At 49.2% G+C, this 12,014-nt stretch carries 10 protein-coding genes and 5 tRNA genes; 14 read left to right on the plus strand and 1 reads right to left on the minus strand.

The genetic code is table 11. The features are described 5' to 3' along the window. The first annotated feature begins 560 nt into the window (after positions 1–560). Genes pyrF through PGX44_RS13155 form a run of 3 tightly spaced genes read left to right on the plus strand, consistent with a single transcriptional unit; the run spans position 561 to position 2,821 of the window. Complete coding sequence (gene pyrF / locus PGX44_RS13145) at positions 561–1,280, plus strand: orotidine-5'-phosphate decarboxylase (RefSeq protein ID WP_498855725.1); 720 nt, start codon at positions 561–563, stop codon at positions 1,278–1,280. Then, positions 1,280–1,867 carry an orotate phosphoribosyltransferase gene (pyrE, locus tag PGX44_RS13150; protein WP_186504220.1) on the plus strand — a complete coding sequence of 196 codons (588 nt, stop codon included), beginning with the start codon at positions 1,280–1,282 and terminating at the stop codon, positions 1,865–1,867. Before pyrF ends, pyrE begins: the two co-directional genes overlap by 1 nt. A gap of 18 nt (positions 1,868–1,885) precedes the next feature. Continuing rightward, complete coding sequence (locus tag PGX44_RS13155) at positions 1,886–2,821, plus strand: hypothetical protein (protein WP_498855726.1); 936 nt, start codon at positions 1,886–1,888, stop codon at positions 2,819–2,821. Positions 2,822–2,953: 132 nt separating this feature from the next. On the opposite strand, the gene PGX44_RS13160 is transcribed toward PGX44_RS13155, so the two are convergent. Further along, positions 2,954–3,853, minus strand: coding sequence for a DMT family transporter (locus tag PGX44_RS13160; RefSeq protein ID WP_498855727.1), 900 nt, complete (start codon positions 3,851–3,853; stop codon positions 2,954–2,956). A gap of 159 nt (positions 3,854–4,012) precedes the next feature. Between PGX44_RS13160 and PGX44_RS13165 the strand changes: the two genes are divergently transcribed. The 11 genes from PGX44_RS13165 to PGX44_RS13215 form a co-directional block, all read left to right on the plus strand. Further along, positions 4,013–4,288: a hypothetical protein gene (locus tag PGX44_RS13165; RefSeq protein ID WP_498855728.1), complete on the plus strand. Its 276-nt coding sequence runs from the start codon at positions 4,013–4,015 to the stop codon at positions 4,286–4,288. 216 nt (positions 4,289–4,504) lie between these two features. Further along, entirely contained in the window at positions 4,505–5,449 is a 945-nt protein-coding gene (locus PGX44_RS13170) for an aspartate carbamoyltransferase catalytic subunit (protein WP_186504212.1), read from the plus strand. Further along, positions 5,433–6,722 carry a dihydroorotase gene (locus tag PGX44_RS13175; protein WP_498855729.1) on the plus strand — a complete coding sequence of 430 codons (1,290 nt, stop codon included), beginning with the start codon at positions 5,433–5,435 and terminating at the stop codon, positions 6,720–6,722. The genes PGX44_RS13170 and PGX44_RS13175 overlap by 17 nt, the downstream gene beginning before the upstream one ends. Next, positions 6,719–7,777: a carbamoyl phosphate synthase small subunit gene (locus PGX44_RS13180; protein ID WP_498855730.1), complete on the plus strand. Its 1,059-nt coding sequence runs from the start codon at positions 6,719–6,721 to the stop codon at positions 7,775–7,777. Before PGX44_RS13175 ends, PGX44_RS13180 begins: the two co-directional genes overlap by 4 nt. Further along, complete coding sequence (gene carB / locus PGX44_RS13185) at positions 7,778–10,981, plus strand: carbamoyl-phosphate synthase large subunit (RefSeq protein WP_498855731.1); 3,204 nt, start codon at positions 7,778–7,780, stop codon at positions 10,979–10,981. It abuts the gene before it with no gap. Between the two features lie 249 nt (positions 10,982–11,230). Then, a tRNA-Thr gene (locus PGX44_RS13190) sits at positions 11,231–11,306 on the plus strand. Between the two features lie 4 nt (positions 11,307–11,310). Then, positions 11,311–11,396, plus strand: a tRNA-Tyr gene (locus PGX44_RS13195). A 7-nt stretch (positions 11,397–11,403) separates the two neighbouring features. Then, a tRNA-Met gene (locus tag PGX44_RS13200) sits at positions 11,404–11,479 on the plus strand. A gap of 46 nt (positions 11,480–11,525) precedes the next feature. Next, positions 11,526–11,601 (plus strand) — tRNA-Thr (locus tag PGX44_RS13205). 3 nt (positions 11,602–11,604) lie between these two features. Beyond that, positions 11,605–11,681 (plus strand) — tRNA-Met (locus tag PGX44_RS13210). Between the two features lie 148 nt (positions 11,682–11,829). Beyond that, a partial coding sequence (locus tag PGX44_RS13215; RefSeq protein WP_498854094.1) for a GTP-binding protein occupies positions 11,830–12,014 on the plus strand: 185 nt, incomplete at its 3' end.

Genomic DNA, 12,014 nt, shown 5'->3' on the forward strand with positions numbered 1-12,014 from the left:
ATTACAAAAAAGAAAAGAGCACCGATAATTCGGTGCTCTTTTTTTTGTAATCAGCGGCGGTCCAGAGCTGCCCCCGGCGGGGGAAGTGACTTATCTGCGCGTTCAGCAGATAAGTCGAAAGGGGTTCATTAGAATGTAATCACACAACAAGTGTGCCCCCGTCAGCACCGAGAAATCGGTGCTCTTTTTTTTGTAATCAGCGGCGGTCCAGAGCTGCCCCCTTGGGGGCGCAATGCCCCTGTGTGGGCATTGCGGTTCCAGTGCGTATCCCCGATTATGATACGCGATGGAAGGGGACAGTGACTTATCTGCGCGTTCAGCAGATAAGTCGAAAGGGGTTCATTAGAAGGTAATCACACAACAAGTGTGCCCGCACCAGCACCGAGAAATCGGTGCTCTTTTTGCGTAATCGGCGGCGATCCATTGCCGACCTCGGTAAAATCCTGCACTAGAGCCTTTCCTTTATTGACAGCTATTCTAAAGCATGTCATAATTTATTAGATATGCCTTTATATATTATCTTTATTCTATTACAGCCACGTCATGATGGGAGGTAAACCATGGCAGATGATCGTCTTATAACTGCCCTCGATGTACATACACTGGAGGATATGAAGCGGTTAGTGACCACCCTGGGCGACCGCGTATCTTTTTACAAGGTCGGCATGGAGTTATTTTATAGTGCCGGTCCGGATACGGTACGCTATTTGAAGGACCAGGGCAAGCATGTATTTTTGGATCTCAAGGTTCATGATATTCCTAATACAGCAGCCCAGAGCATCCGGGCTTTGACACGTTTGGGTGCGGATTTGATGACTTTGCATGGTACAGGCGGTAAAGCTATGATGCGCGCTGCCGCTGATGCTGTAGCGGAAGAAGCTGCTAAACTTAATATTGCCCGGCCGAAGCTCTTAGCTGTTACGATTCTGACTAGTATGGATGAAACAGCCTGGCAGGAAATTGGCGGTAAAGATACAATAGCCAATGCTGTGCTCAACCTGGCCCGCCTGGCTAAGGAAGCCGGCATCGATGGTACTGTATCTTCGCCTCATGAAGCCAAAGAAATCCGTGCGTTGAATGGTCCGGATTTTCTCATCGTCACACCGGGGATCCGCCCGTCCTTTGCAGCAGCAAACGACCAGAAACGTATTACGACGCCGTCTCAGGCTCTGCGCGACGGTGCATCCCATTTAGTTATTGGTCGTCCTATCACGCAGGCTGCAGATCCTGTAGTGGCAGCTGATAAAATTTTAGAAGAAATTCAGGAGGTACGTGCATAATGTTATCTGAAGAAGAAGTAAAAGGTTTGCTCGTAGAAACAAAAGCTATCCTGGAAGGTCATTTTCTTTTGACCTCCGGTTTACACAGCCCGCTTTATGTAGAAAAGTTCAATGTGTTGCAGCACCCGGAATACACGGAAAAGCTTTGCAAAGAGTTGGCAGCCCGTTTTAAAGATCAGAATGTCCAGACCGTTATGGGGCCTATGACAGGCGGTATTCTCTTAGCGCATGAAGTAGGCAAGGCCCTGGGCACGCGTGCTATCTTTACAGAACGTGAAAAAGGCGTTATGACCTTGCGCCGTGGTTTCCGCATTGCTCCAGGCGAACGGGTTCTCATCGTAGAAGATATTGTTACGACAGGCGGTTCTGTACAGGAAGTTGTTGATGTCGTGAAAAAAGCTGGCGGCGTAGTTGTCGGTGTGGGTCTCCTCGTAGACCGCAGCGGTGGTAAGGCCGAATTTGGTGTTCCCAAAGAAAACGTCCAGGCTCTGCTCCATCTTACCGTTCCTACGTATAAACCGGAAGATTGCCCTCTTTGCAAAGAAGGCGTGCCGATGACGGAACGTGGCAGCCATCATTTGAAGTAAGCAGGGAAGGGGAATGTAATGGATATTTTATGGGCAATTTTGCCTTTCTTTAATGCCGGTTTAGTGGCTTCCATTTTTTCCCGTTTTACGGGAATGAATATGAGTATGTGTACGCTGCTGACACTGCTTTATATGGGTGCTACGCCGGTAGAATCAGTAGTAGCCATGCTGCTCTTCAACGCATTTACGTATTTCACGATCTATTCACAGCAGCACCTGATGAAGCCTAAGGATTTTTACTTCTTCCCAGGCGTCAAGCTCGCTATTCCTATTTTGCTGATGATCGCCTTTACAGCACTGAATCCATTCTTTGGCATCGTCTTTTTCGTCGCTGTTTTCCTGATGGAAATCTTTGCAAAAGTATATTTGGGAATGGATAAAAAGGTGCGTCCTTCACGGAACACACTGTTACAAATGTGTGCCATTGCTGCCGTTGCTGTCAGCATCGGTGTAGCTCTGGTACAGTTTATGCCGAAGGAATACTATTACATCTTTGCCGGGATCGTCATTCTGATTTATGCGTATTGGATGTGGCAGTGCCGCAATAGAAACCAATACACAGGTATTTGGGATAAAATCCTGTATGGCTCTTCCTTTGTAACGGGACTTACGGGGATTGATGCATCAGACTGGCTCGGAGCAATGGAACGAAATACACCGTCTATGCTGTCCCGCTGCTATCCCATTGTCATTAATGCAGCCATGCTGGTAGCACTCGTCGTATCGTATGGTATATATCAGTATTTTTCCTTAGGTGCCTTATTTACATCAATCGGCGCCGCCATCGGTATCCGCCTCTTTGGCCTGCACGAATTCAGCCGCCGCAGCCCCTTCTCGTATGTTACACTGGGCATTACGGTTCTTACAGTCTTGATTTTCATGCTGATCCAGCCGGTACCTACGGGCTTCCCGGAACTGCCCTTAGGCGTTGGTGATGATCTCTTTTCCTGGTAACATCGACTTTCTATCGGAAATTTAAAATACTCTTGTCCGCGTGATAGCGTTGACAAGAGTATTTTTTTCGTAGCTGAAGGATCATACCTTTTGCTGGTTTATATATGCTTAGCGATATAGTCAAGGTACGAGTCAGCCAATCTGACGACCTTGCAACGTTACAATAAATACGGTAATCAGCACACAGGCAAAGCCCATGAGTTCGAGCGGATAAAAAACAGTTCCTAAAAAAAGAGAACCGGCAATGGCCGATGTAACCGGTTCCAATGTGCCTAATAACGTTGCTTTGACCGGACCGATGTCTCCGACACCGCGGAGAAAGAGAATATACGTCATAACCGTGCCAATCAGGATGACGGCGGCGAACAAGGCCCAGCCTGTAAAATCCAGGTTGACCGGGATATTCCAGGGCTGCAATAAGAGGCAGAAGATCAGGCCGCCTACCAGCATGCCCAGTGCATTGACGGTAATACTGCCCCAGTGCCAGACCAAATCTTGGGCAATAAAAGAATAACAGACGTTGGCTAAGGCTGCCAAAAGTCCCCAGCTAAGCGCTTTAGGGGACAAAATCATAGCCGCGAGGTTACCGTTGGTTACAATGAGAAAAACGCCGGCCAGGGCCAGGAGAATCGATATGGTTTCGGCCCGCGTAGGAACACGCCAGCTGCGCAGGCAAACGAAGAGAGCCATCATGACCACTGATAAGGTTTGTAAGACTGCCGCTGTAGCAGCATTGGCATGCTCAATCGTAGCGTAAAAGGCTGTCTGGCTCATGAGCAGACCAAAGACTGCATAACAAAAAAGAAGAAGCGCGTTGCGGCGGCTTTTCATCATTTCAATCATTTTTTTGTAGTACGGTGTAGCTAGAAGCATGAGCAACAGTCCGGCTGTAAGCAGGCGTACGCTGGAAATCCAAAAGGAATCGACCTGATAATGGTGCAGCAGGTATTGGCCTGCCGTACCGGAAAGTCCCCATAGGATAGCGCCGCCGCTGGCACAGAGATAGCCGCGCAAATAGTGATGTTCTCGCATAATACTCGCTCCTCTTGTAAACTGGCTTTATTGTATCATGTTTTAGGTACCCGGGCCAGGGAAGCATCGTTGACGGCATGTGATATAATAAAGAAAGTCAGCAGGAAGCGCTGGATAGCCATACAGGAAATATGAGAATAAGGGGTGCAGGATATAGAAATGAAAAAGAATACGTATCTTATGGATAGCGAAATATTGCAAATGAGTGCCGGCACGTTAATCTTGGCCATGCGCGATTATCTGAAGGCCAAAAGAGAAGGCAATACGAAAGATATGACGGACCATTTGGAGCTGGCTGAAGCGTGCATACAAGCTATTGGCAAGGATGCCGATTATATTGCCAAGGCCATCATCGATTCGGGAGAACTGCTGGAAGAGGGATTAGAGGAAGTAGAAGAAGAATGCAAGATTAATGTCCCAAAACAGTATAATTAAACAATATGTTTTTTAAAAAATTCTTGACTTTACGTGCACATCTATATAAAATAGTAAGGAAGAACCAGTAAGCAGTCCTGTGAGGCTGTTCTGTTTCGGAAATATGCCTGTACCTTTAATATAGTCCAGAGAGGCTAAAAAGGGACATATGTTACGTATGCCATGACATGACCTTTGCCTTTCGGCAAAGGTCTTTTTTTACAAAGGAGGATTTCCATGGTCAGTATACAGGGGAAAAACCTGTTGGGCTTGCAAGGGGTACCAAAAGAAGAAATCGAATTGGTCCTGCGTGTTGCCAAAAAAATGAAAGAAGTTGTAAACAGCGACAATAAGAAACTGCATTTACTGCAAGGAAAATCCATTGTCAACATGTTTTGGGAACCAAGTACGCGTACGCGCGGCTCCTTTGAAATGGCAGCTAAATACCTGGGTGCCGACGTCATCAACTTTACGCCGAGCGGCAGTTCTATTCAAAAAGGAGAAAGCTTCCGCGATACGCTCCTCACCGTTACGGCCATGGGCGTCGATGCCATCGTTATGCGCCATAAGCAGGAAGGCTCGCCCCTTTTTGCCAGCAAATGCGTATCTCCGGTTATTATTAACGGTGGGGACGGTACGCATGAACACCCGACACAGGCCCTCTTGGATTTATTCACCATTCAGGAAGTAAAAGGCCATATCGATGGCTTAAAGGTCGTTATCGTCGGTGATATTGATCACGGCCGTGTAGCTCGCTCCAATATTTATGGCCTAAAGACAATGGGTGCTGATGTTCATCTCGTTGGCCCGCGTACACTTCTGCAGCCGGAACTGGCAGCTATGGGAGTTACCGTTCACTATGATTTGGATGAAGCACTGGAAGGCGCTGACGTAGTCAATGTGCTCCGTATTCAGCGTGAACGCCAGGGCGTAGGCTTTTTCCCCGGCCCGGGCGAATATAATACGTTCTTTGGCGTCAACCAGAAACGGTTGCAGCATGCCAAGAAGGATGTGCTCATTATGCATCCCGGTCCTATGAACCGGGGGATTGAAATCGATACGGATACCTGCTATTGGACCCAGTCGTCCATCCAGGAACAAGTAAAAAATGGCGTGTCTGTCCGTATGGCTGTATTGTATCTTACGATTATGGGAGGCGATGACGTTGACATTACTCGTTAAAGGCGGCAGAGTAGTAAATCCGGCACTGCAGCAGGATGAAATTTGCGATATTTTGATTACTGATGGAAAAATTGCGGCTGTCGGGAAAAATCTGACGGCAGAAGGCGCAACTGTATTTGATGCGGCAGGTCTCGTCGTTGCACCGGGCTTTATCGATATGCATGTCCATCTGCGCCAGCCCGGCCAGTCGGCTAAGGAAACGGTAGTCACAGGGACGCGGGCAGCCGCTGCCGGTGGCATTACGCGCGTAGCTACCATGCCGAATACGAATCCGGTCATCGATAAAGCGATTATCGTCGAAGGGATGAAATATAAGGCTGAACACGAAGGCGTCGTCAAAGTAGAAGTTATTGGCGCCATTTCAAAAGGCCTGGAAGGCAAAGAATTATCGGCCATGGGCGGCATGGCAAAAGCCGGCGTCGTCGCCTTTTCCGATGACGGGCATTATGTGGAAAGCAGCGATTTCATGCGCAAAGCCATGGAATACGCGAATATGTTCCATAAAATCATTATCGATCACTGCGAAGACGAATCTCTCGTTGCCGGCGGACAGATGAATGAAGGCGTCGTTTCTGCTGAGCTGGGCCTCAAGGGCCGTCCGGCAGCAGCCGAAGATATTGCCGTAGCCCGGGATATCATCCTGTCGGAGCTCACAGATACGCCAATCCACATTGCCCATATCAGCACGAAGGGCGCTGTAGAAATGGTCCGCCAGGCGAAAGCCAAGGGTCTCAAGGTATCGGCTGAAGCAACACCACAGCATTTGATCCTCACCGACGAAGCCCTGCGCTCGTATGAACCGCGCTTCAAGGTCAACCCGCCGCTCCGTTCAGAAGACCATCGCGCAGCCGTTCTGGCCGGTGTTGTTGATGGTACCATCGATGCCATTGCAACGGACCATGCACCGCATACGTGGGACGAAAAGGATCAGGAATTCAGCCTTACGCCGAGCGGTTTTGTCGGCCTGGAAACCAGTGTTGGCGCTATCTTGACGCACCTCTATCATACCGGTGCGGCCGACCTGGCTACGATTGTCCGGGCTATGTCTACGGCACCAGCCCGTCTCTTAGGCCTCGACGCCGGTGTAATCGCCCCGGGCAAGGATGCGGATCTTACGATTCTCGACCTTGATAAAGAATGGGCTGTAGATTCTTCCCAGTTTTACTCTAAGGGAAAATCGTCGGCCTTTGATGAAATGCTTTTCCGCGGCAAAGCAGCGGCGACTATTGTAAATGGTGAAATTGTAATGAAGGACGGTGTAGTCTTACGATGAGAGGATGTCTCGTTTTAGAGAATGGGCAGAAATTTTACGGCCAGTTGCTGATGGATGAACCGGCAGTCGGCGAAGTCGTTTTTAATACAGGTATGACAGGCTATGAGGAAACCTTTACAGATCCGTCCTATGCCGGACAGATCATAACCATGACCTATCCTCTTATTGGCAACTATGGTACGCTGAAAGATATTCAGCAGGCAGACCGTCCCTATGCGGCCGGCTTTATTTTGAGCGAGCTTTGTGACCGTCCCAGTAACTGGCAGAATGAAGGCACACTGGCCTCCTTTATTATGACGCACCGTATTCCCTGCCTCTATGGCGTCGATACGCGTGCTATTACACGGGCTATCCGCAGCCATGGGGTTATGAAAGGCGTCATCGTACCGGAACACATGGCAGACGCCGATGTGCAGGCCCTGCTGGCTACGCCGTTGGAAACGCTTTTGGTTAAGCAGGTAACGCCGAAATCTATCCGGAAAATGGGCGATGGCCGCTTCCACGTAGCCGTTATGGATTTTGGTGCCAAAGCCAATATTCTCAAGAGCCTCGTAAAGAATGACTGCCGCCTGACTGTATTCCCAGCCTATACAAAGGCAGAAGAAGTCCTGGCTGTCAATCCGGACGGCATTTTCTTGTCCAACGGTCCTGGCGACCCACAGGATCTGCCGGAAGTGATTGCCGAAGTAAAAAAACTCATTGGTAAAAAACCTATTTTTGGTATCTGCCTGGGCCATCAGCTCCTGGGCCTTTCCGTAGGCGCCAAGAGCCGCAAACTGGCCTTTGGCCATCGTGGCGCCAACCATCCGGTCAAGGATGTCAAGACCGGCCGGGTTTACATTACATCGCAGAACCACGGCTATGTCATTGACGAAGCGACGCTGCCCTCTGATGCCATTGTGACGCATGTCAACCTGCACGACAATACACTTGAAGGCTTCGCCTATCTGAAATACAATTTCTTTTGTGTCCAATACCATCCGGAAGCATCGCCGGGACCAACAGACAATCTGTATCTCTTTGAACAATTTGTCAGCATGATGGAGGGGAAATAAATGACTGAAGGAATAAAAAAAGTACTTGTTATTGGTTCCGGCCCGATCATCATCGGCCAGGCTGCTGAATTTGACTACGCAGGCACACAGGCTTGCCGGGCTTTGAAGGAAGAAGGCCTGGAAGTCGTCCTGATCAACAGCAACCCGGCTACGATCATGACCGATGAAGATATTGCTGACCGTGTCTACGTTGAACCTATTTCCCTGGATTACGTAACAGAGGTTATTGAAAAAGAACGGCCCGATGGCCTCCTGGCCACACTGGGCGGCCAAGTCGGCCTGAATATGGCTGTAGAGCTGGCAAAAGCCGGCGTATTGGAAAAATACAATGTCCAGTTATTGGGGACACATCTGTCGGCTATTCAGGAAGCAGAAGACCGGGAACTCTTTAAGAAGGCTATGAATGATATTAATCAGCCTGTTCCCGAAAGCGATATCTTTGAAGACGTCCAGTCCGCCATGGATTTTGCTGACAAGATCGGCTATCCGATCATCGTCCGTCCGGCTTATACCTTAGGCGGCACCGGCGGTGGTATTGCTCATGACGATGACGAACTCTTCATGATTGCTACGCGCGGCATTAAACTCAGCCCGATCAATCAGATTCTCGTCGAACGGTCCGTTGCCGGCTGGAAAGAAATCGAATACGAAGTCATGCGCGATAAGGCTGATAACTGCATTATCGTCTGCAACATGGAAAATATCGACCCTGTAGGTATTCATACGGGCGACTCTATTGTCGTAGCGCCGAGCCAGACTCTGAATGATTTGCAGTACCAAATGCTGCGTACGGCATCTTTGGCGATTATCCGGCGCTTGAAGATTGAAGGCGGCTGCAATGTCCAATATGCTCTCGATCCGAACAGCAACCAGTACTATGTCATCGAAGTCAATCCCCGTGTCAGCCGTTCGTCTGCCTTGGCTTCTAAGGCGACAGGCTATCCTATCGCAAAGGTAGCTGCCAAAGTAGCGACAGGCCTGACGCTGGACCAGATTACCAATGCCGTTACAGGCAAAACAACAGCCTGCTTTGAACCGACGCTTGATTACTGCGTCGTGAAGTTCCCGCGCTGGCCTTTTGAAAAATTCGCCCTGGCCGACCGTACGTTAGGTACACAGATGAAGGCGACTGGCGAAGTCATGTCTTTGGACCGCTGCTTTGAAGGGGCGCTCCTCAAAGCTGTCCGCTCCCTGGAAATTGGCGTCAACTACCTGAGCCTGAAGAAGCTCGAATCGAAATCCCTCATTGAAATTGCAGAGCTTCTGCAGAAACAGGATGATGAACGGATTTTCGTCGTTACACAGGCCCTGCGCCTCGGCATTAGTGCTGAAAAAATTCATTACATTACGGGCTACGATATGTGGTTCTTGAAGAAGATTAAGAACATCGTCGACCTGGAAGAAAACCTGCGCCGTAACAACCTGACAGCAGAAAACGTTCAATTGGCTAAACGTTACAGCATGCCTGATGCGGTCATTGCAGGCTTTACAAATAAGACGGAAGAACAGGTTCGCCAGTTCCGGGAACGCCTGAATATTCGCCCGACCTTCAAGATGGTCGATACCTGTGCTGCTGAATTCGAAGCGGCTACACCGTATTATTACTTGTGCTATGCGACGGAAGACGAAGTAAAACCCTTGGGCAGCAAGAGTGTCATCGTTCTTGGCTCGGGCCCGATCCGCATCGGCCAGGGCATCGAATTCGACTATTGCTCTGTTCACTCGGCTTGGGCACTGCGTCATGCCGGCATGAACAGCATCATCGTCAATAATAACCCGGAAACAGTCAGCACGGACTTTGATACGTCGGACAGCCTCTATTTTGAACCGCTGACAGTAGAAGATGTCATGGCCGTTGTAGATAAAGAAAAGCCCGTTGGCGTTATCTGCCAGTTTGGCGGCCAGACTGCCATCAATTTGGCGGCTCCCTTGGCAAAACGGGGCGTTACGGTCCTCGGTACCTCTGTCGACGGCATGGACCGGGCAGAAGACCGGGAACGCTTTGATGAACTCCTGTCTAAATTGAATATTCCCCGTCCCGATGGCCGTATCGCCACGAGCGATAAAGAAGCCATGTCTGTTTCTAAGGAATTGGAATTCCCGCTCATCGTTCGTCCTTCGTACGTTCTTGGTGGCCGGGCCATGGAAATCGTCTATACGGAAAAAGAATTGGAACGGTACCTGCGTGAAGCCGTTATTGCTTCGCCGGATCATCCAATCCTGATCGATGAATACATGGTAGGCCGTGAAGTAGAAGTCGATGCTATTTCTGATGGCAAAGACGTATTCATTCCAGGTATTATGGAACAGGTAGAACGGGCCGGCGTACACTCGGGTGACTCCATTGCCGTCTATCCGCCACAGCACCTGGACGATGCACTGATCGACCAGATTGTCGATTACACGACGCGCATCACACTGGAACTGCAGGTCAAAGGCGCCGTCAATATCCAGTTCGTCGTTTCCCGCGGTAAACTGTACATCATTGAAGTAAACCCCCGTTCGAGCCGTACGGTACCGTTCCTTAGCAAGGTAACGCACGTACCGATGGTCGAACTGGCTACACGTATTGCCTTAGGCGAAACCCTGGCCGGTATGGGCTATCCGAACGGTCTCATGCCGCCAAAACCGCATGTAGCTGCTAAAGCACCGGTATTCTCCTTTAGCAAGATCGGCTTAGCCGAAATTGCCCTGGGACCGGAAATGAAGTCGACCGGTGAAGTCATGGGGATTGGCAAGACCTATTCGGAAGCACTCTATAAAGCCGTTAATGGCGCTAAGATGAAGATTCCTGCCGGTGGTACGATCCTCGTTACGGTGGCAGACCGTGACAAGGAAGAAGCACTGCAATTGGCACGGGGCTTCCAGGAATTGGGCTATCATGTCATCGCCACAGCGGGTACAGGCAAATATTTTGCCGAACAGGGCTTCCCTGTGGATGTCGTCAAGAAGATCCATGAAGGCGGCCAAAATATTGCTACGCTTATCCGCAACGGTAAAATCGACCTCGTCGTCAACACGCTGACCTTCGGTAAGCATCCGGAACGAGATGGCTTTAACCTGCGCCGTATGGCCGTCGAATTGGCCGTACCCTGCCTGACGTCTCTCGATACAGCACGGGAAGTATTGCGCGTCTTTGCCAATAAGGGCAAGGGCCAGGGCTATCATCACGTAGCAGCTCTGCAGGATTACGATCAGGACTAACCCTATATAGTATGAATGCTGCCGGTTCTACAGAGGCAGCAGCAGAGGAGCCTGGAGTACAACTAGTGTATTTCAGGCTCCTTAATTTTTTTAAAAAAAGGTCTTGCATTTTCGGATAAGTCATGCTATACTTATCAAGTCGTCAGAACTGAGATAACTAATCCTTAAGAGATGAGTTGAAAAAAGTTTTGAAAAGATATTGACAGAAGGTAAGTTATGATATATAATCAACTACGTTCTGTTGAACGAGCCGACGTAGCTCAACTGGTAGAGCAACTGACTTGTAATCAGTAGGTTGTAGGTTCAAGTCCTATCGTCGGCTCCAATATGGTGGGATTCCCGAGTGGCTAAAGGGAGCAGACTGTAAATCTGCCGGCGTTCGCCTTCGATGGTTCGAATCCATCTCCCACCACCATTAATGTCGCGGGGTGGAGCAGTTGGTAGCTCGTCGGGCTCATAACCCGAAGGTCATAGGTTCAAGTCCTATCCCCGCTACCAAATTTTTTAATAGAAGCGTTGAACGGTCATAGCTTTAATAGTTTATGCTGTTGTAGCTCAGTCGGTAGAGCGTATCCTTGGTAAGGATAAGGTCACCGGTTCAATCCCGGTCAATAGCTCCACATGGCGGCTTAGCTCAGTTGGCTAGAGCATGCGGTTCATACCCGCAGTGTCCAGAGTTCGAATCTCCGAGCCGCCACCACACCAAAATAACCCCGTTTTCGGGGTTATTTGCATATCCGCTTGTAAATTCCTTGAAAATTATAGGTTTTTGCAGGATTTTGTGAGAAAATGTAGTATACTTACTATGGGTTAGGTTATTTTTTCCTAAAAAGGAGGAAAACTGTATTATGGCAAAAGAACATTACGAAAGAACTAAACCGCATGTTAACATTGGCACCATCGGTCACGTTGACCATGGCAAAACGACTCTGACGGCTGCAATCACGAAAGTACTCTCCGAAAAAGGCTATGCCAAATTCGAAGACTATGCTGATATCGATAAAGCACCGGAAGAACGTGAACGTGGTATTAC

The organism is Caecibacter sp. AF58-12pH5A, assembly GCF_027681725.1.
In the GTDB taxonomy this organism is placed as follows: domain Bacteria; phylum Bacillota; class Negativicutes; order Veillonellales; family Megasphaeraceae; genus Megasphaera; species Megasphaera hominis.

What these genes read in the sequence shown, in the direction of transcription:
- pyrF (WP_498855725.1), top strand. Translation starts at nt 561, where the DNA reads ATGGCAGATGATCGTCTTATAACTGCCCTCGATGTACATACACTGGAG.
- PGX44_RS13160 (WP_498855727.1), bottom strand. Translation starts at nt 3,853, where the DNA reads ATGCGAGAACATCACTATTTGCGCGGCTATCTCTGTGCCAGCGGCGGC.
- pyrE (WP_186504220.1), top strand. Translation starts at nt 1,280, where the DNA reads ATGTTATCTGAAGAAGAAGTAAAAGGTTTGCTCGTAGAAACAAAAGCT.
- PGX44_RS13170 (WP_186504212.1), top strand. Translation starts at nt 4,505, where the DNA reads ATGGTCAGTATACAGGGGAAAAACCTGTTGGGCTTGCAAGGGGTACCA.
- PGX44_RS13165 (WP_498855728.1), top strand. Translation starts at nt 4,013, where the DNA reads ATGAAAAAGAATACGTATCTTATGGATAGCGAAATATTGCAAATGAGT.
- PGX44_RS13155 (WP_498855726.1), top strand. Translation starts at nt 1,886, where the DNA reads ATGGATATTTTATGGGCAATTTTGCCTTTCTTTAATGCCGGTTTAGTG.
- carB (WP_498855731.1), top strand. Translation starts at nt 7,778, where the DNA reads ATGACTGAAGGAATAAAAAAAGTACTTGTTATTGGTTCCGGCCCGATC.
- PGX44_RS13180 (WP_498855730.1), top strand. Translation starts at nt 6,719, where the DNA reads ATGAGAGGATGTCTCGTTTTAGAGAATGGGCAGAAATTTTACGGCCAG.